Source organism: Microcoleus sp. B3-A4 (assembly GCF_036705385.1).
Classification (GTDB): domain Bacteria; phylum Cyanobacteriota; class Cyanobacteriia; order Cyanobacteriales; family Microcoleaceae; genus Microcoleus.
Genome location: NZ_JAUBUI010000033.1, coordinates 42,434 through 65,060 on the forward strand (window position 1 = coordinate 42,434; position 22,627 = coordinate 65,060).

Here is a 22,627-nt window from a genome sequence, read left to right on the forward strand (position 1 = left end):
CGATCGTAGGTGCTACTTTTGCTATCTGAGTGTCTGTTGGGACTTGTGAATCGTGGTTTAACTATTTCGCGCCCTTCCAACTCAACTGAGTACCGTTATAGTGGGAAGGACGGGTGACGACGATTGCATCCTCAAGTAATTTTGGTACTCGCTTTCAAGAGAGAAAATATGTAATCCTCGTCACAAAATTTTTTCGTAATGCTTTGCTCGTCAACTGTATATTGTGAGAGAATAGAAGAATTAAGGAGGTGATGTTGATTGCTACACAAGGCTATCCAAGTTCGTTTGTATCCTACCCAAAATCAACAAATACAAGTAGCTTCAACTTTTGGGGGTGCGCGTTGGTGGTCTAATTACGAGCTAAATCAATCAATTGAAGTATATAAAAAAACTGGTAAAGAACGTGGCGGCTCCGGCCTCAACATACTTTTGCCTGCTCTTAAAAAATCCGGTGGAAGTGTAGGGTTAGGTCAGTATTACAGCCAAATTGGGCAAGCTGGTACGCTCAACTTAACGACTGCATACAAAAACTTTTTTGATGAAATGGCTGGGTTTTATAAGTTCCCATGTCAAGCTAAAAAAATGTTATTTCAGCATCCTAAAAACGTCAATTTTGTGTGTGGTCTAATTTTAGATTATAGTATAATAACCAAGACACAAATAAAGAGATATAGATTAAGTGAGGGGAAAAGTCAGACTTCAATTATTAGTAAAAAATGTTCATGGAAATATCTTGCATCTATATTGACTGAAATCAAGAAGGCTGAGAACCAGAAAAAAAAAGAAGGTAGAATTGCTGGCGATTTAAAAGTATCTAAATATGACAATGCCAAGCATTTTGCCAAGCACGAGAAGAACTGGAAGCACCAGCAGCAAAAGTTAACAGACCAGCAGAAAAGAAGTAATTCTGAATACAAATATAGGAAAGCTGTGGGAAAGGTATGCGAGCGGTTTAGGAATGTGTGGCAACATTTTCTACATAAACTTAGTTATAAGTTGGTCAGCGATCGCCTCGCGGTCATAGTAGAAAACTTTTATTTCTGGGACATGATTCGCAATCAAAATTGGGTCAAAGCAAGATCGGATGAGGTTGTGGGAAGTTTTACCAACTTCTTAGCCTACAAGTTGGCTCGCAAAGGCGGGAACTTAGTTGACATTGATAGAGGGTTTTCCAGTTCCAAGGTCTGTTCTAATTGTTTCCATCAAATGGCCGAGATGCCATTAGATATGAGGGAAGGGACTTGTCCTCACTGTGCTACCGATCGCGATCGGGAGGGGAACGCAGCGATAAAGATGAAAGCAGAAGGTATCAAAATACTAAAGGCGGAAGGTTCAGCCGTTTCGGCTTTAGTAGGATGCGAGGTAAGACCAAAGCTGGGAGGAAAGTATAAGCTAAGGCACTCGCCTATGAGTACAGAAGCCCCTACTATATTCGGTACTACGATTTAGGGGTGGGTAGTTCACTTGGTTGCACGGAATCAGCGCTCCTATGGTTAATAGTTTGGCGGAATGCACGATGGACGAACAGCGTCGCAAAACTGATGTTAATATGCTCCAAGCGCTGCTGGAAAATCCTGGGGACTCAGGAATAGATTTGATTTTGAGGACGAACCCAAAGTCGATCGACTTTGGGTTCGTGCAAACGCTTTATTTGGAAGAAGTGGCACTGACGCGAGAAAGCTTGCTGAAAGCTGCAAAATTTTTCCAAAGGGCGATCGCACCCTTAGAATCTGCAAAAGGGAATTATAAATTGCCCGCAACCGGGGCAGCATATCTGGCTTTTTTAGCAGAAGTATTGCAGGCAGTGGCGCGCGGCGCTGATTCGCAGCACCTGTACTCGCTGCTGAGAAACAATTTAGACAAACTCGACCAGAATTTCGCACAACTGCTGCGCCACTGGGCCACTTTGGTACTCCCTGCTGCCAAAGAATCCGAGACTAGGCGCATTGCAGCGTTAATCGGCAATCTGAGCAACAAAATTGGGCGGTTTCCCCTCGGCAGCAAAGCTCACAACTTGGAAATCGAAATTGCCGGTTACGAAACAGTTGCCAAGGTGTTTACGCGCAAAGACTTTCCCCAAGAATGGGCGGTGATGCAAAACAATCTGGGCAACGCTTACAGCGATCGTCCCAAAGGTGATAAGGCTCAAAATATCGAACAGGCGATCGCTTGCTTTGAAAATGCCCTACAAGTACGCACGCCCGAACAGTACCCGGAACAGTGGGCGACGCTGCAAAACAATCTGGGCAACGCTTACAGCGAGCGTCTCAGAGGAGAGCCGGCAGACAATCTAGAACAGGCGATCGCCTGCTATCAAAACGCGCTGCGAGTTCGCACACGCGAAACTTTTGGGGAAGAGTGGGCGAGCACTCAAAACAATCTCGGCCGTGCTTACAGCCGCCGGCTGCGGGGCAACCGAGCCCAAAATCTGGAACTGGCAGTCGCTTCCTACCAAAATGCTTTGCAAGTCTACAACCGCAAGGTGTTTCCCCGGCGTTGGGCCACAACTCAAAATAATTTGGCAAATGCTTACTGCGAGTTGCTGCGGGGCAACCGAGCTGAAAATCTCGAATACGCGGTTACGTGCTATCAGAGAGCTTTGCAGGTGCGGACTCGGGAAGCTTTTCCGCTGCAGTGGGCGACGACTCAAAGGAATTTGGGTCGGGTGTTTGTCGATCGCATCAAAGGCGATCCGGTGGAAAATTTGGAAATGGCGCTCGCCTGCTATCAAAATGCTTTACAAGTCTACACCCGCATCAAATTTCCCGAAGCCTGGGCTTCGATCCAAACTTACCTCGGTAGGATCTACAGTCGGCGGGTGAAAGGGGAAAAAGCCGAAAATATGGAAATGGCGATCGTCTGCTATCAAAATGCTTTGCTGTTTTGCAACCGCCAAAAAACTCCCGAACGCTGGGCAATGCTGTGTGCTTACCTCGGCCGCGCTTTCTGCGAACACGTGAAAGGGGAAAAAAACCGCAACCTAAAAAGCGCGATCGCCTGCTATCAAAATGCGGGCGAAGTCTACACCAGACAGGCCTATCCCAACCGCTGGGCAATGCTGCAAATTTATCTCGGCAGGGCTTATTCGCAACTGACCGAGGCGGAAAATTTGTCCCACATGGAAAGCGCGATCGGCTGCTATCACAGCGCCTGTCAAGTCTACACCCGCGAAACCTATCCCCACCGCTGGGCTGAAATTTTATTTTATTTGGGTCAAGCTTACCGAGTTCGAGGCGACTTGCTTCGCGCCTACGGGGTTTTGACTGCTGCGGTCGATACTGTTGAATTCTTGCGTTGCGAAGTTGGGGTTGATGTGACCGATTTGGGCGATCAGACGAGTACCGCAAAAGTCAAATTAACCCGCACTTGGGCTGGACTCTATAAATGCCTGGTGCAAGTTTGCCTGGATCTCGGCGCCACCCAGCCTGAATATTACGCTAAGGCTCTGGAATACGCCGAACGCCACAAAAATCGGAATTTGGTAGAACTGCTGGTTAAATGCCACTTGACTCCGAAAGCCGAAATTCCCGCGGCGGTGCGAAGCGAGTTGGAGTCGCTGCGACTGGAAATAGCGGGGGAACAGCAGCACCAAGAACAGGGAGAACCTGAGCCGAACACGACCTTGATTTCTGAGGGCGATAGCCAAGGTTGGAACAGCGGTTCTCTGCTGCCGAACTCGGACTTCATGCACTTAAATCGATTGTGGAAGCAGTTTGATAGGTTGATTGCGCGGGAGGTGCAGGCAAACGATCCTTTCTTCAGCCTAGCTCACAAAGTTGAACCGATCGCTTTCGAGCAAATTCGCCAATTGTTGCCTGATGACAATTGCGCTGCTGTGGTGTGGGCGAGTTTGGGGGAGTTGCTGGTTGCTTTTGTGGTGGTAAAGAGTGCACAATATCCCGCCGCTCACCTGTGTTCCCCGCAAAATGCTTTGGCTGCCGAAACTTGGGCCCAGGAGTACCTCAGCGCTTATTCTGAACAAAAAGGTCGCTGGATCAATCATCTCCCGGCTCGCCTCAAACGCTTGGCTGCGATACTGGAAATCGATCGAGTGGTGGCGCTGATTCCCGATAATTGCGATCGGCTGATTTTTGTGCCGCACCGATTTTTGCACGCTTTGCCACTCCACGCTTTGCCTTTGGCGGGGAGTGACGGGTTTGAGGACGGTGGGGGAATTTTTAGGTCTGGGTGGAGCGATCGCAGCGGTTTTGAGGTAGAAACCTACAGCCTTTCGGATTTTTCTCAAAGTTCGTCTTTTAGCGACGTTGCAGCGCCTGCTGCTTGTTTGAGCGATCGATTTGCCGGAGGAATTCGCTATGCTCCTAGCTGTCAGCTATTGCTGTTGAGACAAAGTGTACACGGAGCGGCTATTGGTCGGTACAGACCCGGTTTGCAGCACCTTTTGGCAATTCCAACTTTCACCAGAGATACGTTCTACAGCAACATTGAAATCGGCAATATTTCCCAGTATTTTGCCAGTGCAGAAGTGGTGCGCCATAAGCCGGCAATTAAAGAGGCTTTTTCCCGAGAAATCTCTGCTAATAATGGGAATTTGCCCCAGCAAATAGGGCAGTTGCAGCAGAAAAAATGCGCTCACTTTGCTTGTTTGAGTTTGCTTAATTTGGCTTGGCCACTGAAATCCGCCGTGTTTTTGAGGAATGATTCTCTGAGTTTGGAGGAAATTTTCGATCTGGATTTTCGGCAATATTTTTTAGTTACTTTATCTGGTTGCGAAATTGCCGCTGGCGGAGTTAGCGGTGCGGGAGGAGATTTTGTGGGTTTGTCGGCGGGTTTGTTGTATGCTGGCACCTCTAGTGTGGTCAGCAGTCTTTGGAAGGTGAACGATGTTTCTACGCTGCTGCTGACGAGCAAGTTTTATGAAAATCTGGGACGGTTTTCTCGGTTGCAGGTGGGAGATGTGGCGATCGCGCTGGGGGACGCTCAAAGGTGGCTGCGGGATTTGACTAGCGAGGAATTGGAGGTGTTGCTGGCGGATTTTCAACCTCAAATTTCGCAAATGTTCGATCGGCTTTCTCAAAGTTCTCGCCTGATTGCTGAGGCATCTTTGCAGCAAATTCGCAACCGCAAACCCTATCCTTTTACCAATCCTTATTATTGGGCGGCTTTTACTGCGACTGGGGTTTAGTTAATTGTTATTAGTGATTAGTCCTTAGTCAACAGTCAACAGTCAACAGTCAACAGTCAACAGTCATTAGTCATTTAAAAACCCGAAATTGACAACTTATTTAAAATTGTCAGTTTCGGGTACAAATTCAACAAATTACCAGCAAAAGTTTAGGACTTTTTGCCGAAAATCTGTTCTTTCAAGGCTTGAATTTCTTGACCTAATTGTTGCCGGTTGGACGATCGCAGCAAATAGCGGTAGACAAACCACCCGGTGTATCCGATACCAATTAGCTCGAATGTGGGTGCTAGCAGGGGGATGTCGTTGAGTTCATCTATTATCCCCAAAAGCACTTTCAAAGAGACAATCGAGGCTACAATTACACCGATAACAGTCAGGGGACTTTTGTACTGCTCGTAAAAGCTGCCGATGTAAGCGGGAAACTCGGACAAAATTGAGATAATTTGTTCTTTGATCTGCTGGGTCTGACTTGGCGGTTCGTCGGTAATTATGACTTGTGTTGTACCGCTTGAACTGTCTGCTTCATTTCCGGCAGGAATTTCGGTGATAATAACGGTTGTTTCTGGTTCGTTTGATGAAGTCATTTCTCCACTCGCAATAGTTTTTTGCTGGTTGGCGGCAGGTATTTCAACTGCTGCTGCGACTGTTTCAAGAGCCGGTATTTCGACTGCTGCAACCTCCCCGTCGGTTGGTTCAAGAGCCGACACTTCGCCTGTTTCTGAAGTCGGTATTTCGACTGCTGTAACTTCCACTGCTTGTTCCACAGTCGGCGTTTCGACTGTTTCGATCGCAACTTTTTCCACTTCTGAAACCTCTGCTGCTGATGGTTCAACAACCGGGGTTTCGACTGTTTCAAGAGTCGGTGTTTCGACTTTTGAAACCTCCACTGCTGACTGTTCTGTAGCAGAACTTTCGGCGACTGTTTCTGCGTGTGGTTGTTCTGGGGTAGGAGTTTCGTCCGCGACACCAACAGCAGGCCCATTCAAGTTGCTAATGGCATCAAGCAAACGGGTTTTAGCGGTTCCTCGCTGGTGAAGGATTACCCAAGATTCTATCAGGTCGGGGCCGTGCATTGCACCTGTCAGAGCAGCTCTGAGCGATCGCATAATTAGCCCTTTGTTAAGATTTTTCTCTTTACTGAGCTTTTTAGTGATTTTCTGAGCTTCGGCTGATGTCAGGGACGAATGACTTTCCATCGCTTCTACAACAGCTTGTAAAGCCTCTGCAGCCCCTTTTTGCTGCAACTGTGCGAGTGCTTCTTCTTCGTATTCCACCGTGGTGGAGAAGAATACCTTACACATATCCACAGCATCGGTTAAGCGAACGAGACTCGGGCCGATTAAAGCAGCTATTTGTTCGAGCCAGGGGCGATCAGCCTCCAAGTCAAACTCATAACCGCCTTTCTGCCACCAATAAGGTATCAGCAAATCTGTCAATTGCGGCACTGGCATTTTGTGCAGATATTGACTGTTCAGCCAATTGAGTTTATCCCAATCAAATTTTGCACCGGCTTTGTTGACTCGATAGAATGTAAATAATTCTGCTGCTTCCGACAGTGTAAATATTTCCTGGGTTGAATCCGGCGGAGTCCAACCGAGCAAAGTCATGTAATTAACTAAAGCTTCGGGCAGGTAGCCCATATCTTTGAAGTCAGAAATCGAGGTTACGCCGTCGCGTTTAGAAAGCTTTTGTCCTTGGGAGTTTAAAATCAGCGGCGTGTGGGCAAATTCTGGGATTGTCGCGCCCAAAGCTTCGTAGAGCAATATTTGTTTCGGAGTATTGCCGATGTGATCTTCGCCGCGGATGACGTGGGTGATGCCCATGTCGATGTCATCGACAACTACGGCAAGGTTGTAGAGGGGTTGGCCGATGACGCCGCCGCTGGATGCACGGGCAATTACCATATCGCCGCCGAGGTCGCTACCTTTCCAGGTTACGGTGTCGCGTACCATGTCGTTCCACGCGATCGTGCGATCGTCGTCGATGATAAACCGTATCACAGCTTGTCGCCCTTCGCCTTCAAAAGCTGCGCGCTCTTTGCTTGTCAAGTTGCGGTGCCGGTTGTCGTAGCGGGGGGCCTGTTTGTTGGCTTTTTGTGCTTCCCGCATTTCGTCGAGTTCTTCCGACGTGGTGTAGCAGCGGTAGGCGAGTCCATTGTCAAGAAGGGTTTGGACTGCTCGGCGGTATATTTCCAGACGCTGTGACTGAAAACTCGGACCTTCGTCCCACTCCATACCCAGCCAGGTGAGTCCTTCGAGGATGTTATCGGTGTATTCGCTTTTAGAACGTTCTACGTCTGTGTCTTCTACCCGCAGGATGAATTTTCCGCCTTGGTTGCGGGCAAACAGCCAGTTAAATACGGCGGTTCTGGCGGTACCGATGTGTAGGTTTCCGGTGGGACTGGGGGCTAGACGGACTCTGACATTCATGTAGATTTTTGCTTTTAGATTGGGCGATTTGCTGGTTGGGGGAATAGCTGATGTTTAAGACTTTAAATTTTATTATATTTTGTTGCCGAATTAACAGTTGTGCTTGGCAGGTGCTTTGCCTCGAATTGCTTGATAATAGGCGCTCCTCTTCGAGGGCTTTCCTTGGGATCGCGAGAGCTAACGAGCGATCGGGCGAGAGTCTCCGGCAACGCACTAGAAGGCATCTTGATGATAATAGCTTGCGGGCGGCCAAGACTGGATTCACCTTTGGGACTATTTTTCACAGCACAAATAACTGCTTTAGGAGTACCCAAGGCGCACCTGATAACTATTAATGCTTATAAAATGTTTGTGTGCGATCGACGAAATTAAAATATATTTCCCTATGTCTGCTGCTAAAACCGAGTTTTCCGAATCTGTTGCGCCCTCACCCGAGTCTGCTGCGCCTGCTTGGCAGATTGAGTTACTGTACGACGGTGAATGTCCTCTGTGCGTGCGAGAGGTTAATTTCTTGAAAAAACGGGACGCGGGGCGAGATTTAGTGTCGTTTGTGGATATCGCGGATGATGGCTACAACCCGGAGGCCCACGGCGGAATCGACTACGAAACGGCGATGGGGCGGATTCACGCGATATTACCAGACGGTACGGCAATTAAAAATGTAGAGGTTTTTCGCCGCACCTACGAGATTTTAGGTATGGGATGGATTTATGCAGTTACTAAGTTACCAGTGATCGGGGCGATCGCCAATTGGCTGTACGGAATTTGGGCAGACTGGCGGCTGAAGCTGACGGGAAGGCCGGATTTAGCAACAATTATGAGCGATCGAACTCAGCGTATCGAGTGCCAAAGTCAGGGCCGCTGCCAACCCAACTCAAAATGAGTCATATTTAATAACTGCGATCGGTCTATCAGAAGATGTCAGCAGAAACAGACTGCAACTAACATTAAAGATGGACTACTATTAAAGGTCAAAAAAAATGCAAGATGCAGGCTATACAGTCTTCATGGGCTTCGGTGGTCTCTGGATACTTATGGGAATTGCCGCTGTGATTTTCCTGTTAAAATCGGACGGTCAAAAACTTAGGTTTGGCAAATGGGGACTGCTAGTGGCGATTCCCATCCTCGTGCCCATCGTCCTGGTTTTGACATATCAAATAGCCCGACCCTTTATTTCCTCGCACCTTTGAGCGCTGCTGGGAGTCGATCGTCCGTGGGAGAAAGGAATTAGTTAAATTAAGTTTAGTATTATTGCTCATTTTCGGGCGATCGCAACTGGTGCCTCACCCATACTCGCAAAGCCTCAATTATAGTAGTATCATCCTCCGTCTCGGCCATCTGCAAAAATTGATTGATTATTCCTGAAGAAACAATCGGAAAAGCGCCACTGTATTCACAGCTTGCATATTCTCCGTTCTGAAGTTGAAAAAATTGTACAGTCTCTCCCACATATCTCCAAATTTCAGGAACTCCTAAGTTTTTGTAGATAGTAAAGCGATTAGTAGATGGACTGGTGAGATCGACTTCGATGATTAAATCAGGTGGCGGGTCGATTGACAAGTTAATTTTTCGGCCACGAATGCGATCGACATTTTGGATATAAAAACAGGAATCTGGTTCTGCACCTTGTTTTAAATCTTCACGGTTTAGAGTCGTCGAACCAAATCCCTTGCGTTTCAATTTTAATTCGTCACTTAAAGTAGTCACAAACTGTTTCAACAAACAATTAACAGTTTCATGCAAATCGGATGGCATGATAATTTCTAATACTTCTTGAGAATACGAAAAACGCGAGGATCTCTTGTCTCCCGCTTCTGCTAATAAGGTTTGGTAAGTCTGCCAACTGATATTAGATAATACCACCCGCTGTGTAGTTTTTTCTGGGGAGGGGTTAATGAGCGTAACGGTCATATTTCGCTCCTCCTTACTCAATTAATAAAATACCAAAAGCTTAAACTTTGTATTTTAAACTTTCTATTTACGAGAGAACGGGACAGACGGGGCTCGAACCCGCAACTTCCGCCGTGACAGGGCGGTGCTCTAACCAATTGAACTACTGTCCCTCGTTTTGCCGTTTTTTCAGGCACAATTTCTATTATGCCTATCACTTCACCTTTTGTCAAGAGGTTTTTTGAACTTTTATTTGGAAGCCCAAAATTTGAGTCTCTTGCAGGGGACTGAAGTTGTTGTCGCTCACCAAAATCAGACCTCTGCTAGCATCCGCTAGGGCGGGGCCAAATGTCAACCCCTCAATGTTGTCTAGGGGAATTTTCAGAGTTTCCAAATCCAGCAACAGGCGTTTTTGAGCGGGAGAAACCTCGCTGAGACGGCTTTTGAGGCTTTCGAGTGCTTCAATACGATCGCCCTTTTCCAGAGAAATCTCAAAAATTCTGATAGTTATGCCGGTTTCCAGGGAGAAAGCACGCTCTAAACTCAGCAAGCGGTTATCGTCGATCGCCAACAAATCCACTAAACCGTTGCTAGTTAATTTTCCCACAGGATTCGCGCCAGGCGGTAGCGGTTCGGTGATGTAGAGAAACGATGCTTCAGGATTGCCGCTCACCGCATCGTAGCGCAAAATCCGGCACGGACTCCCGGTTTCCAGGGAAGCTACGGCGCCATCTTGAACCAAGGCGTTTTCGGTAGCTGTAAATAGGTATTTGCGATCGGGCGTTAAAGTTAAACTTTCAAAAGCGAGATTGTTGCGGATGCCTTTAGTGCCCTTGTCGTCGGGCAAAAATAGTTCAGGAATTGCCAGCGTTTTCAGGAGTTTACCATCAAGGGAGAACTCTTTGATAAAAGGATTTATTTGGCGATCGACATCTCCCTCAGAAGAAACAAAAACGCTATTGCCAGTAAAAGCTATCCCTTCCGGATCTAAACTTAATTCAGGAAAACCTTTGCCGTTTTCATCTAATAAAGTAGTGACACCAGTAAAAGTAATTTGCTGTTTTTCCAGTTTACCAGATTGCAAGTTAATTTTGAGAGTATAGAAGCGCGCCGGAGCCTTGCTGCTGCGGTCATCAGAAATGGCATAATAAACTTGTTTTTCGGCATCATAAGTAATGCTCGATAGTCCGCCAATTTCCGTCCCCTGAAACGGAGAACCTGTAGGAAATATTGCTCTGCCGATAAAATCTATTTTGGTAACGGCGAAAGATTTGGCTGACTGGTTTACCCAAATAGCAACAGTTGCTGCCATCAAAAAACAGACAATAAATATAGTTGCTTTTCCTAGCTTTCGCATTTTACCAATAAATACATTACTACCTATCTTCCTCTTCCCTTTCTTCCTTCGCGCCCCCTTCGCGTCTTCGCGGTTCGTTAAATCTAAAAATCACGGCTCATGATTCAGCAAAAAATTGGTCAACCAATCTTTAACCACATAAGTAGCACGACAGTCGTCCTCATTGTACCGGACGATCGCCTCTAAGAGCGATCGATCGCCGGTTTTGAGCCAATCGTCGTACCAGCAGACGCACTGAGCACCATTAGCCTTAGCATCTCGCCAGTCAAAACCCAGCCAGCGGGCAATTGGTTTGAGTGCGTAACTTTCCACCGGCATAATCGCCTTTTGCGTCACTTGTTTGTGAATATCTACAAACCGTTTCAGCACGGGTTTCCACAAATAAGCTGGAGTATTGTAAAGTTTAGCCAGTCGCTTAAAAGTCTTGACTTCGTAGTCGCAAAAGTGGAAAATCGGAGCAATGGGGTAAGCCCACATTAATTCTAAAAATTGCTCCCAGATTGCACCCTCCTCTGCTGCTGATTCTGCTAAAAAACCGTGGAATTTTTCCGTATTGTTGTACCTGTCAACAACTAAGACTCCGTGGAGGTAATCCAAGTTTAACTCGGGTTCTGCTTCAATGTCAAAGTAGAGTTCGATTGGGGCGGTCGGCAAAAAGACAGATTGGGAATAGGGAATTGGTTTCTTGCGGAGAATTGGCGCAGGTATAGAAGATGTCGCAGGCTTATTTTCTCTAATTTTTACTTCCTCAACTGCGATGCCATTCAAGATATTGTAGACAATATCTGGTACGATTTCAGATGAGTTAAGTTCTTCTGAATTCTCACTTCTACCTTCTTCTCGATCGTTAATCCCTGTATCCGTGTCGTGCCTTCCTTCTTCCCTTCTTCCTTCTTCCTTCTTCCTTCTTCCTTCTTCCCGCAAAAGCGGTTGATTTAGCAAATGCGATTGAGCTTGCTGCACCACATCAAAAGCAACTCTGTCCGGGAATTCTGGATACTCAGCTAGCAGTTCGGAACTAGCATTAGCGAGAGCTTTAACATCAGTAATTTCGAGAGTTTTTAGTCTAGCATAGCGGCTGGCAGTAACTCCCGGCAATAAGGAAAGATGTTTAATAGATTCGGCTTCGGCGTGACAGATAGTATACCAACCGCAAAGATTGCACTTTTGCCGGGAAATGAACACCTCGGGTTTATCCCCATCTTCTATCATTTGAATGCAGTTGTCTAAAATCTCGAACATCTGAGGAGTTCGCTGGTCTAGATTCACCTGCCACCACCCTTTTTTTCGCAGCATCAGCCACGCAGTCTCGGGCATTGTTTCCTGTACGGAAGCTAAAACTTGGGCGTGAAAAGCTGCGATAATTTGATACTCTTGTTTTGGTCGCTTGCTAAGCCAAATATCCGCAGTAATATAACTCCAATTGCCAAATTTTGATTGTCCCGGCTGTTTGATTAATAAATGGGGGCGGCTGATCAGGGTAATGTTTGAAGAGTGCAGATTGGAGGATGAAAGATGAACGGGAGTTTCGGGGATTTCGCCAAATTCTGGGAAATATTGACTGTCAATTCCTACCACAGAAGTTGTTGTGGCGTTGGTTTTGCCGAATTCGCCTTGGATCAGAACTCCTCGGTAAATGCGATCGACCCCTTGCTGCATTAAACTCAATGTAGCGGCCGCGCCGGCTTCCCAATCCCCTCTAGGATAATATGGTTGTTGGTAAGTCTCGTGTTCCAAAGCTTGCTGCTGGTATGCGGCGCTGTCGCGCATCAGTTTCAGCAAAAAGTCGCTGGGGGGGTCGAGTTGTTTCCAGTCTCCGCAGGTGTCTAAAAATGCTCGGAGATGGCATCGCTGATAGGAAAGTAGTAGTTTGTCAGTTATTAACATTTAGTATTCGCAAGGCATAGAGTATCAGGCAAAAGGTATAAAATTCACAGCATTACTTATTCAATATTAACGCTATCAATAATTCCCCAAAAAAAATGACAAAGGACAATCACCGGCAACAATTCCCAGCTTTGGCTAATAAAGCTTATTTTAACTACGGCGGACAAGGACCGCTGCCTGAGCCTGCTTTAGACGCGATTTATCAGGCTTACAAACGGGTACAGCTTGGGGGGCCGTTTTCGGCGGAGGTGGGGGCTTGGGTGGTTCAGGAGGCGATGCTGACGCGACGTGCGATCGCATCTGAGTTGACGGTACCTCCTGAAACCATCGCCCTGACTGAAGATGTCACGGTCGGCTGCAATATTGCGCTGTGGGGCATTGACTGGAAAGCAGGCGACCATTTGCTGATTTCTGACTGCGAACACCCCGGCATTGTAGCTAGTGTAATGGAACTTCAGCGCCGTTTCAACATTGAGGTTTCGATTTGTCCGTTGGCGGCAACTTTGAATGAGGGCGATCCGGTGGCGGTGATTGCTGATAGTTTGCGGCCAAATACTCGCTTGTTGGTTATCAGTCACATTTTGTGGAATACTGGCCAAGTTTTGCCTCTGGCTGAGATTGTGAAAGTGTGTCATCAAACAGGAGTCAAAGTGTTAGTGGATGCGGCTCAATCTGTGGGGGTTTTGCCTTTGAATTTGATTGAATCTGGGGTTGACTTTTATGCTTTTACGGGTCATAAATGGTGGTGTGGTCCGGAAGGTTTGGGGGGGCTTTATGTGAGTGCGGAAGCTTTGGCAGATTTGCATCCGGTGTTTATCGGTTGGCGGGGAATTGTGACGGATGCTAATGCTAAAGTGCTTGGGTGGAAGTCTGGATCGCAGCGCTATGAAATTGCGACTTCGGCTTATCCTTTGTATGCGGGTTTGCGGAGTGCGATCGCCCTGCAACATGAATGGGGTACGATCGAGGAAAGGTATGCAGAAATTTGCCGTTTGAGTAAGTATCTCTGGGAGCGTTTGTCGGAACTTCCCGATGTGGAATGTTTGCGAAAATCTGCGCCAGAAGCAGGTTTAGTTTCGTTTCGATTAACTAATGGGAGGCCTCACAAAAAGCTGGTCGATTTGTTGGAGAAACAGGGAATTATGGTAAGGACTATTCTTAATCCTGATTGTGTGCGGGCTTGTGTTCACTATTTTACAAATGAGGCCGAGATTGATAAGTTGGTTGAGGCGATCGCCATAGGGAAGTTTCCATTTGAGTAAAACTTTAGGATCGGCAGTTATCCATTTTCAGCAAGCCACAGCTCGATTTCTTCTCGGTTGTGTTCGTAATAGTTCGCAACCGGTTCCAAATCTTGAAGGGTGAGTCCTGAATAATTATAAAGAAGTTCGGCTTCAGTTGCGCCCTGTTGTTGGTAGGCGATTATCGTCCAGAGGGGAATGCGGGTATCGCGAATTCGCGCTGCACCGCCACAAATTCCTGGAGTTTTGTGAATGGGATGTTGAAGGGTTTGGACGAATTGCAGCGTTTGTGCTAGCAAGTCATCAGGCAGTGTTTCAATGGTTTGGAGAAGTTATTCTTTGATGGTCATAATCGATATCCAGATGCAATAGCGGTTTACCCATTGGCAGCTTCGATAATTCGCTCAGCGGCAATAGAGGCATCTATTTCCTGAGAATGGGCCGCATAAAAAGCGAAAACATCGTTCACTTGAGCTTCACTTAAATCATACTCAGTGGCAATTTGGTGTGGCGAAAAACCCCATTTCTGGGCTGCAACTACTACTGTTTGCACCCGCAACCGAGTGCCGCGCAAAACGGGTATGAGTTGACCGCTAGCGCCGCGGGCATAGGTGATTTCAGGAAAAGCGCGATCGTCTGATTTATCCAGCCCCGTGAACTTCATGCTTTTACAATAACAACGGCTCTATTTTAGCTTGTACCTCTTCAATTACATCTTGAGATACTGACTCAACCAATCGAATACCGCGAGCTTTCCAGTCTAAACACTTAATTTGATCTGCAAGAATTACTCCCTGAACTTTTAATCTAGTGGGTAGGATAACTTCAAAAGGATACCCTTTTTGTTGTTTTGTAATCGGCATAAATAGAGCTAAGGAGCTTTTATCGTTGTAGGAACGAGGCGACAGCACAAAAGCAGGTCTAAGTCCCTTTTGCTCGTGTCCCTTAGTTGGGTCAAAGTCTAAATAAACGATATCGCCTCGACTCGGAATGTAGGGATTTGATTGTGTCACCAAACTTCGTTCCCCACAGCAATTCCAGTATCAATCTCAGTATGAACATTCTCTGGCGTCATTGCCTCGATCAGCTCCTCAAGCGAATACCGCCGACGAACGATAGGCTCGATTGTCAGCTTGCCATCTATCAAGACAAGCTTCACTTCAGAACCCTCAGCCAAGTTAATCTCTTTAGCTAAATTCTGTGGAATCCGAATAGCAAGACTATTTCCCCATTTTGCGATCGTCGCAACCATAGCCTGAACCTCTTATTAGTGATATCACTCTGAGGAATTTACCCTTTCTAAGAGAAAGTATATACAGAGTATCTACAGTCTAGCGACTAAGCGGATGTTTGACAAGCACAGAAAATTTGATAAAAAAGTCGATCGCCCTTTCTCTAAAAACACAAAGGTCGATCGCCCTTTTCGCCCAAATTTCGACCTACGCACCCCAACAAAAGAAACCGGGTTTTTCACTAAATCTGCCATTTCCATGCAGTATCTTCGCAAAAAACCCGGTTTCTGAGCTCTCAGGCCTAAGTCCTATTAATGACTGTGCCCGTGCCCGCCATGAGAATGCCCGTGCCCGCCATGAGAATGCCCGTGATCATTATGAGAATGCCCGTGATCCCCATGAGAATGACCGTGCCCTTCATGAGAATGACTGTGCTCGCGCTGCGCCGCAGCCAAACTCGGATTAACAGCAACCGCAGTCTCACTCAACAACGCTTCAATCTGCGGATTTGCCCACTCGGCCGCCATTTTCAGAAACTCTGGATGGTCGTTAACGCAAGGCAATTTGCGGTAAGTAACTCCTTGACGCTGTTTCTGTAAAGACTCAATAATGTGGTCTACATCTAACAATGTTTCGTGATTTTCTGTGGCAAATCCGATCGGCATAAAGACGATCGCAGTTGCACCCAAATCAATCAAATTCTTCGCCGCCAACGTCGCATCCGGCTGTGTCCATTCAATCAGCGGTGTGTCGTGGTTCAGCCAACCCACTGAAATCAAAGGATAGCGATACATCAAACGTTCCCGCACGCGATCGTACAAAGCTTGACTTTCCACAATTCCCGAAGTAAAGCCCTTCGCCTTGTGCGGACAACCGTGATTCATCAGCACAATCCCAATCTGAGAAGGCAAATGCGCTACAGCTAAATCGTTCTTAATTTCCTCTTCAACCAAATCCGCCATTAGCTGGATGTAAGCAGGTTCATCGTAAAAAGAAGGAATGTAGCGCTGTCCTTTTACCCAATGTTCCTTACCATCAAAGGTTTGTGCTAAAGCTTTATTCACCTGTTCGACTGCAATGCCGCTGGTGAAAACAGAATCAACTACCAACAGCGGATAAATCAGAATTTTGTCAAATCCTTCTGCTTGAATTTGAGGAATTACTTGTTCCGGCAAAAACGGCGCGCAAAAGTTAAAAGCTTTGAACACTTTTACTTTATCGCCCCATTTCTCCTGTAAATTCTTTTCAATCCCAGCGCGCTGCTGTTCAAAAATTGCATTGTGCGGCGAAACGAATTGACCGTGTTGGTGGCTCCACTCGTGCAAGTCAAAGATTGCTAAAATCTTCGCCAGCGGCGGATAAATCCAAAGCGGTACTGGCGCAAACTTTGCCGTAAGCAAATTTAAAGCTTGTTCGTTGTAGTTGGCAAAATCGTCGTAGCTTTCGACTTCGCCGTAACCCATCAGCAATACAGCAACGCGATCGTTACTTGCGGGTGCTGCAGATGTTTTGAAATCGATTTTTTCTGGAGAAGCAACCACTTTGTATTCCTCAATTTTATTTATTCTAAGAGATCCAGGCAGGATGAAGGGGGAATCGGAGATTTTTCATTGTGTGCGATCGCACGACTGACGAGCGCGGGGCTGATTCCCGGTTTCTTGGCCCATACTTCCCGGTCAAACCTCTTATTTATCCTAGAAACCGGATTGATGAGCATCAGTCCTAAGTCGGTTTTTTGACCCTGACCCAAAATTCATAGGGCAGCTAAGCTGGCAGGCCTCTAATTTTCACAATCCTGTTTCTTTAAGCTTTTGTGGGGTCGGCTTCGACGCCGCCGGAAAAGTTAAATCTAAATACAGAACAGCTTAAAACTAGAATCAGCCTTTGCTAAGCTTGACAGGAGATGGGGCGGGGGGGGATAAGTTTCATGTTTTCTTAAGACTCCCTCACTTTGCCTCAGATTAATGCCGTTTGGAGCGTTCCCAGCATTTAACTTGGGGGGATACTCTTCAAACTTGACCCTATTATAAGTTTAACACCCTATCCCCAGGGGTAGTATATGATATAGTAGCTATATGATAAAGTTATGTTGCGAACTATATTAACTTTCTTGACGAACTATGAGACTGGTAATTTGCCCCGGAGTCCACGAACCAAAGCTAACCGACTGTTTCCTGGCGGGACTTTCGGGGCTTTGGGAACTGGCAGCCGATCGCCCAAACCAGCAAATAGTCGAGCCTGTCAAGATTTTTCCCGCTCATAAATATCCGCCTTTTTCAGCTATTGACATATTGCATTTTTTGTGCAGCGAAGACTTAGCAGGAGAAAGTCTAGTATTTGTCAGCTTTTCGGCAGGAGTAGCCGGGGCGATCGGGGCGGCTTGGATGTGGCAGCAACTCGGCGGCAAAGTCGGGGCTTTTTTTGCCTTAGACGGTTGGGGAGTACCCCTGGGGGGCAATTTTCCCATCCACCGAATCAGCCACGATCGCTTTACGCACTGGAGTTCAGCAATTCTCGGTGGCGGTGGAGAAAGCTTTTATGCTGATCCCGCGATCGAACATTTGGATTTATGGCGAGCTCCCCAAACGGCAAAAGGCTGGCACGTCAGCCACACCGCCGCCGGCATTGAGACTGTCGCACCCACAACCGCAGCAAAATTTTTAGTCCACCTATTGAAACAATACGGAGTCCAATCAGTTGTTTAATCTTAATTTAGTATCATCAGCGATCGCACCTATTGCCACCATCGCCCGTCTCGACAATTCTCTCACTTCAGCCACAACAAACACCATCAAACAGTGGTTAATATTTAGCGCCTCAGCATTTTTAGTCTCAATTCCCGTATTCGTGCAAGCACCCTTAGTGCGTTTATATCCAACCATCAGTTTGCTGTCAACTATCCCCTGGTTCGTTCTGAGTTTAATCCTAATTTTCCGCCCCAAAACACAACTTTGGGGAGATTTATTATTAGGATTTGCCGGATGCTGGCTGGCAGGTTCTATCTATTGGGGCTGGTTCAGATGGGAACCTATTTTACATCTACCTATAGAGTCAATTGGCTTGCCTTTTGCTATTTGGTGCTTGGGTAAATCTTGGGGAAAAGTTGGCGGCTATTTTTACTTGGGTTCCCTATTGGGTACTGCCATTACTGATTTATATTTTTACTTAACAGGCTTGATGCCCTACTGGCGCCAAGTGATGCACGCGGAACCGGAATTAGCAATGCCGATTTTTCAAAGTGCGATCGGTCAAATCGAAACTCCTTGGGGCATAGGCTGTGCTCTAGTTTTAATCGCTGTGTTGCTAACCGTAGGTTTGCTGAGTTTGCGCGATCGAGAACTGCACTGGCGCGCTTTCAGCGGAGCAGTTTTGAGCACTCTTTTAGTAGACGGCTTATTTTGGCTGGCTGCTTCTGCGGCTTAAGATTTATGATTGGTTCCTATGTTGGTAATTTTTGACCGCAGATGTGGGCGGATTGACGCAGATTAACCCAGATTTTTTGATAGATGTAGTCTTGAGATTCCTGACTTCTTTAAGAAGTCGGGAATTTTGGTATTTAGTGAACAATTATGAGTTAAAATCTAAAATCTAAAATCTAAGAATCCAAAATCAATATCATGTCTTTCATTTCAATTCGCGGTGTAGAACATTATTACGAGTGGATAACGGCAGATAACAGTGCCCAACCCAGCGGGAAACCAGTGATGGTATTCCTGCATGGGTGGGCGGGTTCAGCGCGCTACTGGGAAAGCACGGCACGGGCTATTGCTGATGATTTTGATTGTTTGCTCTACGATATGAGAGGTTTTGGTCGATCGCCCTTGCCAAAAGAGCCTCCTGAGTCCAGCTACGAACTCGAAACCTACGCCCGTGACTTAGCTGAATTATTAGAATCTCTGAATTTAAGCCGCGTCTTTCTCAATGCTCACTCCACAGGAGCATCAATTGCTACTTTATTTCTCAACCTTTACCCCGAAAAAGTAGAAAAAGCAATTCTCACTTGCAGCGGTATTTTTGAATACGACGAAAAATCTTTTACAACTTTTCACAAATTCGGTGGCTATGTGGTAAAATTTAGAGCCTCTTGGTTGGCATCCATACCATTTGCCGATCGGCTATTTATGGCTCGGTTTTTGCGCCGTTCCCTGCCCACAGAGGTCAGTGTGGCGTTTCTCAAGGATTTTTTAATGGCAGACGAGCAAGCTGCTATAGGTACAATGGTGACGGCAGTCAGCAAAAGAGCAGCCGAGGAAATGCCCCAAGAATTTGCGCGGCTGAGTGTTCCCACACTGCTTGTGGCCGGAGAATTTGACCAAATTATCCCCGCCGTCATGGGAGAGCAAGCAGCCTCCCTGAGCAAAAAAGTAGAATTTGTTATAATTCCTAATACGGCTCACTTTCCGATGCTGGAGGATGCCGCAACATACTTGCAGCTAATTCGAGACTTTTTGCCAGCAGCGGCTTAGCTGAGTTATTGTTCATCTAATGTACGATCGGACAAGCAAGCTTTGAGAACGGCTTTTGCTCCGATCTTAATTTTTAATTCCTAATTTCTTAAAGCGAAAGGTGGTACAATGAACGACCTCGACCAATACTATAAAGTGCTGGGACTGTTGCCGGGAGCTTCCAGAGAAGAAATTAGCCAAGCCTACAAGGATTTAGCGTTCATTTGGCACCCCGATCGCATCCCCAAAGATAATCCCAGACTACTACAGAAAGCTGAAGAAAAGATTAAGGAAATTAATCAAGCTCGCGAAAAATTGCGATCGATTCAACCAAGAGGTCAGAATCAGAACGTTCAGCAAAAACATACTCAGCACAAACACACCCAGTACCAAAACACCCAGCACAAAAACACCCAGCACCAAAACACCCAGCAACAAAACGCTCAGTACAGAAACACTCAGCAACAAAACACTCAGCAACAAAATACTCAGTACAGAAACACTCAGCAACAAACTACCCAGCAACAAAATACCCAGTACAGAAATACTCAGCAACAAAACACCCAGCAACAAAATACTCAGCAACAAAACACCCAGCAACAAAATAACCAGCAACAAAATACTCAGTACAGAAACACCCAGCAACAAAATACCCAGCAACAAAATACCCAGCAACCCAATACTCAGTACCAAAACACTCAGCAACCGAATACTCAGTACCAAAACACTCAGTACAGAAATAGTCAGTATCCAAACACCCAGCACCAAAACACCCAGCCACCACCGGCCAACCCAAAAGAACCCCGCTACTCTTCTGAACCCTCTTCAGGAAAATATCCTGGAAATTATGCGGGAAACTATGGGGGAAACCCTGCAGGGCCGTATTCAGAGGCGTCCCGCTACCAATCGCAGCCGCCGCCATCTCAGTCATCTCAGTCTTACCGCCAAGCTGGGCCCCAAGCTCCCGATTTGAGCGGTTCCAACTTCAAAGGAGCTTCCTTAAAAGAAAAGGATTTTTCAGGAAGAAACTTGAGCAATGCAAACCTGAGTGAAGCGGACTTAAGTGATGCTTTTCTACACAACGTCAATCTCACAGGCGCGAATCTGCACCAAGCAAACTTGTTCAGGGCCAATTTGTTAGGAGCTTGTTTGATCAATGCCAACTTGAGAGAAAGCAACTTAATCGGAGCCGATTTGAGCGGTGCTGACTTGAGCGGTGCTGACTTAACAGGAGCGAAAATCGGTTACGGCGATCGAGTTATGGTCAAACTCACCCGGACTACATTAACAGGTACAATCTTACCCGACGGTACTGTTCATAGCTAAAAGATTTAGTTTTTAGTCAGTTGTTGTAGAGGCGGGTTTTACCCAAAATATTTGCTGCAACTCCAAATACAAAAAAATTTGCCCTTCGCGAATTTTGGATCAAAACTTATATTCTGTCCGCTAGAACAACCGCAAGAAAATTGGTTCGTAGGGAGGGCGTTCGTCGTCAGAATTGCATGAGGACTTGCATTCCTCGCTGCGTACCCATAATGGTTAAATTACTTGACATGATATTACGCGATCGCGATCGCAGAAACCGAGTTTTTTTACCCGGTTCTTGAACTGCAACGAGGTCTTTTCGTTCATCAAACCCCGTTTCTGTCTCCAACACGGCTAATCGAGATTCATATTACAGCAACCGCCAAAATGGTTCCTGTTCTGTTTTTTCCTTCTTTCTTTTTCCTTCTTCCTTCTATCCTTTACATCCGTTATATCCGTTACATCCCGTACATTGCTCGTTGCCGAACTTCCTTCTTCCTTCCGTTATTAATTACTTCCGCCACGGCGATTGCGTAACTTTCGTCCAGCAGCCAGCATAGCGCCTCCCGCCATCAAACCCCCCACAGTCATCGGTTCGGGAACCGGCTCAGGTTGAACCGTCCCCACAGAACCGCCTTTAATAAATACAGCAGAATCTAACTTGCCATCGCCCACATCTTTAATGCGGATACTGAGAACATTCGTCTGATTTTTCTTGAGCAAACCCTCAAAACCTAAAACTTTAGTAAAACCGTCCAGCTTAATGATGTTAGCAGCAATACCTGTCAAACTTGGGTTGTCAATATAGTCAGGATGATCTTGAGAGCGATTATTTGGATCGGGAACAAGATTATTAATCGTAACTGTTTTTCCGTCGCTCAATTTAGCCAAATTAGTGCCGTTCAACAGCAGTTCAAAATCGTCATTATATTGAGAACCGCCGAACTCAGGAAACTCCTCAGAAGCAAATACATATTCAAAGAACAACTTTTCCACCGTGCTATCAGCAAAAAAGCTGAGGTTTAGCTGAGTCAAATCCCCCTTTTCACCCTTAGGACCAAAGTCCGTGCTTAAATCGCTGTCCGGTGTCGTGAAGTTATCTTTCCGATTCTGACCCGGTATATCGGTGACTTTACCAGTGCTCAGAACAACACCTGATGTCAAACCGAAGGGGTCATTAGTGAAAGTACCAAAAGCAGCCGAATTACCCGTAGTTGAAACAGAGAAATTACTCAACCCGGCTGTATTAGCCCCCAATAAATTATTTTTTAAAATCTCAGCGTTATTAGTGGCCCCTACCGAAAATGCCATTGCTGGTGCTGCCAACAAACTCAGAGCAGTACTTAAGGTAGCTGTTAAGCCAGCGATTTTGTGAGTAATTATCATAAATTTTTCCTGGAAGATACAAACCTGATCCAATGCACAACTTCATTTTTACATTATATAAGTATCAATGTCTAGGGCCTTTACAATAACTTTACACATAAGTGTATATACGCTTTTTGGGGTTAATTTTTTTGGTAGTTCTTGGCAATTAGTCACCCTTTAAACCTCAGCGCAAAAATACGGATGCAAAAATACAGTTACACAGACTATAGTTGTTTCAAATAAAAATGAGACAATAAGCGCGAATAATCTCATCAAGAGATGTGGCAGAATGCGAATACATTCTAGCTCTCTTTAATGCACTAAAAT

20 protein-coding genes, 1 tRNA gene and 1 pseudogene are annotated in these 22,627 nt (G+C 46.2%); 9 read left to right on the forward strand and 13 right to left on the reverse strand.

The window, feature by feature from the left end:
* Positions 1-258 precede the first annotated feature (258 nt).
* The gene (locus QUB33_RS15195; RefSeq protein ID WP_333351437.1) at positions 259-1,449 is read left to right on the forward strand and encodes a transposase; all 1,191 of its coding nucleotides are present in this window, start codon (positions 259-261) and stop codon (positions 1,447-1,449) included.
* A 40-nt stretch (positions 1,450-1,489) separates the two neighbouring features.
* Positions 1,490-5,146, forward strand: a complete 3,657-nt coding sequence (locus QUB33_RS15200) for a CHAT domain-containing tetratricopeptide repeat protein (protein ID WP_333351438.1) — start codon at positions 1,490-1,492, stop codon at positions 5,144-5,146.
* A 149-nt stretch (positions 5,147-5,295) separates the two neighbouring features.
* Here the strand turns inward: QUB33_RS15200 and QUB33_RS15205 are convergent, their stop codons facing one another.
* Complete coding sequence (locus QUB33_RS15205; protein ID WP_333351454.1) at positions 5,296-5,730, reverse strand: CAAD domain-containing protein; 435 nt, start codon at positions 5,728-5,730, stop codon at positions 5,296-5,298.
* 402 nt (positions 5,731-6,132) lie between these two features.
* Positions 6,133-7,575 (reverse strand): annotated as a pseudogene (gene gltX, locus QUB33_RS15210) (glutamate--tRNA ligase); the annotation flags it as partial.
* A 385-nt stretch (positions 7,576-7,960) separates the two neighbouring features.
* Here gltX and QUB33_RS15215 point away from each other — a divergent pair.
* Positions 7,961-8,458, forward strand: coding sequence for a DUF393 domain-containing protein (locus QUB33_RS15215; protein WP_333351439.1), 498 nt, complete (start codon positions 7,961-7,963; stop codon positions 8,456-8,458).
* A gap of 97 nt (positions 8,459-8,555) precedes the next feature.
* The gene (locus tag QUB33_RS15220; protein ID WP_190735803.1) at positions 8,556-8,765 is read left to right on the forward strand and encodes a hypothetical protein; all 210 of its coding nucleotides are present in this window, start codon (positions 8,556-8,558) and stop codon (positions 8,763-8,765) included.
* Positions 8,766-8,823: 58 nt separating this feature from the next.
* Here QUB33_RS15220 and QUB33_RS15225 read toward each other — a convergent pair whose 3' ends face one another.
* From QUB33_RS15225 to QUB33_RS15240, 4 genes are all read right to left on the reverse strand, one after another.
* Positions 8,824-9,486 carry a Uma2 family endonuclease gene (locus QUB33_RS15225; protein WP_333351440.1) on the reverse strand — a complete coding sequence of 221 codons (663 nt, stop codon included), beginning with the start codon at positions 9,484-9,486 and terminating at the stop codon, positions 8,824-8,826.
* A 78-nt stretch (positions 9,487-9,564) separates the two neighbouring features.
* Positions 9,565-9,638: transfer RNA gene (locus tag QUB33_RS15230), tRNA-Asp, on the reverse strand.
* A gap of 56 nt (positions 9,639-9,694) precedes the next feature.
* Positions 9,695-10,777: an esterase-like activity of phytase family protein gene (locus tag QUB33_RS15235; protein WP_333351441.1), complete on the reverse strand. Its 1,083-nt coding sequence runs from the start codon at positions 10,775-10,777 to the stop codon at positions 9,695-9,697.
* 135 nt (positions 10,778-10,912) lie between these two features.
* On the reverse strand, positions 10,913-12,709 hold the full coding sequence (locus tag QUB33_RS15240) for a TM0106 family RecB-like putative nuclease (RefSeq protein ID WP_333351442.1): 1,797 nt from the start codon (positions 12,707-12,709) through the stop codon (positions 10,913-10,915).
* A gap of 95 nt (positions 12,710-12,804) precedes the next feature.
* On the opposite strand from QUB33_RS15240, the gene QUB33_RS15245 reads away from it, so the two are divergent.
* A complete protein-coding gene (locus QUB33_RS15245; RefSeq protein ID WP_333351443.1) occupies positions 12,805-13,971 on the forward strand; it encodes an aminotransferase class V-fold PLP-dependent enzyme in 1,167 nt (388 codons plus the stop codon).
* A gap of 17 nt (positions 13,972-13,988) precedes the next feature.
* Here QUB33_RS15245 and QUB33_RS15250 read toward each other — a convergent pair whose 3' ends face one another.
* The 5 genes from QUB33_RS15250 to QUB33_RS15270 form a co-directional block, all read right to left on the reverse strand.
* Positions 13,989-14,249 carry a DUF433 domain-containing protein gene (locus QUB33_RS15250; RefSeq protein ID WP_333351444.1) on the reverse strand — a complete coding sequence of 87 codons (261 nt, stop codon included), beginning with the start codon at positions 14,247-14,249 and terminating at the stop codon, positions 13,989-13,991.
* Positions 14,250-14,326: 77 nt separating this feature from the next.
* A complete protein-coding gene (locus QUB33_RS15255) occupies positions 14,327-14,614 on the reverse strand; it encodes a DUF433 domain-containing protein (RefSeq protein ID WP_333351445.1) in 288 nt (95 codons plus the stop codon).
* Positions 14,615-14,618: 4 nt separating this feature from the next.
* Positions 14,619-14,963, reverse strand: coding sequence for an endoribonuclease MazF (gene mazF / locus QUB33_RS15260; protein WP_333351446.1), 345 nt, complete (start codon positions 14,961-14,963; stop codon positions 14,619-14,621).
* Complete coding sequence (locus tag QUB33_RS15265) at positions 14,960-15,202, reverse strand: AbrB/MazE/SpoVT family DNA-binding domain-containing protein (protein WP_333267447.1); 243 nt, start codon at positions 15,200-15,202, stop codon at positions 14,960-14,962. Before QUB33_RS15265 ends, mazF begins: the two co-directional genes overlap by 4 nt.
* A gap of 291 nt (positions 15,203-15,493) precedes the next feature.
* The gene (locus QUB33_RS15270) at positions 15,494-16,723 is read right to left on the reverse strand and encodes a ferrochelatase (protein WP_333351447.1); all 1,230 of its coding nucleotides are present in this window, start codon (positions 16,721-16,723) and stop codon (positions 15,494-15,496) included.
* 579 nt (positions 16,724-17,302) lie between these two features.
* Between QUB33_RS15270 and QUB33_RS15275 the strand changes: the two genes are divergently transcribed.
* The 4 genes from QUB33_RS15275 to QUB33_RS15290 all read left to right on the forward strand — a co-directional run bounded on the left by QUB33_RS15275 (position 17,303) and on the right by QUB33_RS15290 (position 20,953).
* Positions 17,303-17,887: a hypothetical protein gene (locus QUB33_RS15275; protein WP_333351448.1), complete on the forward strand. Its 585-nt coding sequence runs from the start codon at positions 17,303-17,305 to the stop codon at positions 17,885-17,887.
* Positions 17,880-18,605 carry a DUF3120 domain-containing protein gene (locus QUB33_RS15280; RefSeq protein ID WP_333351449.1) on the forward strand — a complete coding sequence of 242 codons (726 nt, stop codon included), beginning with the start codon at positions 17,880-17,882 and terminating at the stop codon, positions 18,603-18,605. The genes QUB33_RS15275 and QUB33_RS15280 overlap by 8 nt, the downstream gene beginning before the upstream one ends.
* A gap of 194 nt (positions 18,606-18,799) precedes the next feature.
* Positions 18,800-19,648, forward strand: a complete 849-nt coding sequence (locus QUB33_RS15285; protein ID WP_333351450.1) for an alpha/beta hydrolase — start codon at positions 18,800-18,802, stop codon at positions 19,646-19,648.
* Positions 19,649-19,756: 108 nt separating this feature from the next.
* Positions 19,757-20,953 carry a pentapeptide repeat-containing protein gene (locus tag QUB33_RS15290; protein ID WP_333351451.1) on the forward strand — a complete coding sequence of 399 codons (1,197 nt, stop codon included), beginning with the start codon at positions 19,757-19,759 and terminating at the stop codon, positions 20,951-20,953.
* Between the two features lie 166 nt (positions 20,954-21,119).
* On the opposite strand, the gene QUB33_RS15295 is transcribed toward QUB33_RS15290, so the two are convergent.
* Together QUB33_RS15295 and QUB33_RS15300 are read right to left on the reverse strand one after the other, a co-directional pair.
* Positions 21,120-21,284: a hypothetical protein gene (locus QUB33_RS15295; RefSeq protein WP_333351452.1), complete on the reverse strand. Its 165-nt coding sequence runs from the start codon at positions 21,282-21,284 to the stop codon at positions 21,120-21,122.
* Positions 21,285-21,439: 155 nt separating this feature from the next.
* Positions 21,440-22,318: a choice-of-anchor L family PEP-CTERM protein gene (locus tag QUB33_RS15300; RefSeq protein WP_333351453.1), complete on the reverse strand. Its 879-nt coding sequence runs from the start codon at positions 22,316-22,318 to the stop codon at positions 21,440-21,442.
* Positions 22,319-22,627 lie beyond the last annotated feature (309 nt).

What these genes read in the sequence shown, in the direction of transcription:
- QUB33_RS15200 (WP_333351438.1), top strand. Translation starts at nt 1,490, where the DNA reads ATGGTTAATAGTTTGGCGGAATGCACGATGGACGAACAGCGTCGCAAA.
- QUB33_RS15205 (WP_333351454.1), bottom strand. Translation starts at nt 5,730, where the DNA reads ATGACTTCATCAAACGAACCAGAAACAACCGTTATTATCACCGAAATT.
- QUB33_RS15215 (WP_333351439.1), top strand. Translation starts at nt 7,961, where the DNA reads ATGTCTGCTGCTAAAACCGAGTTTTCCGAATCTGTTGCGCCCTCACCC.
- QUB33_RS15220 (WP_190735803.1), top strand. Translation starts at nt 8,556, where the DNA reads ATGCAAGATGCAGGCTATACAGTCTTCATGGGCTTCGGTGGTCTCTGG.
- QUB33_RS15225 (WP_333351440.1), bottom strand. Translation starts at nt 9,486, where the DNA reads ATGACCGTTACGCTCATTAACCCCTCCCCAGAAAAAACTACACAGCGG.
- QUB33_RS15235 (WP_333351441.1), bottom strand. Translation starts at nt 10,777, where the DNA reads ATGGCAGCAACTGTTGCTATTTGGGTAAACCAGTCAGCCAAATCTTTC.
- QUB33_RS15240 (WP_333351442.1), bottom strand. Translation starts at nt 12,709, where the DNA reads ATGTTAATAACTGACAAACTACTACTTTCCTATCAGCGATGCCATCTC.
- QUB33_RS15245 (WP_333351443.1), top strand. Translation starts at nt 12,805, where the DNA reads ATGACAAAGGACAATCACCGGCAACAATTCCCAGCTTTGGCTAATAAA.
- QUB33_RS15255 (WP_333351445.1), bottom strand. Translation starts at nt 14,614, where the DNA reads ATGAAGTTCACGGGGCTGGATAAATCAGACGATCGCGCTTTTCCTGAA.
- QUB33_RS15265 (WP_333267447.1), bottom strand. Translation starts at nt 15,202, where the DNA reads ATGGTTGCGACGATCGCAAAATGGGGAAATAGTCTTGCTATTCGGATT.
- QUB33_RS15275 (WP_333351448.1), top strand. Translation starts at nt 17,303, where the DNA reads ATGAGACTGGTAATTTGCCCCGGAGTCCACGAACCAAAGCTAACCGAC.
- QUB33_RS15285 (WP_333351450.1), top strand. Translation starts at nt 18,800, where the DNA reads ATGTCTTTCATTTCAATTCGCGGTGTAGAACATTATTACGAGTGGATA.
- QUB33_RS15290 (WP_333351451.1), top strand. Translation starts at nt 19,757, where the DNA reads ATGAACGACCTCGACCAATACTATAAAGTGCTGGGACTGTTGCCGGGA.
- QUB33_RS15300 (WP_333351453.1), bottom strand. Translation starts at nt 22,318, where the DNA reads ATGATAATTACTCACAAAATCGCTGGCTTAACAGCTACCTTAAGTACT.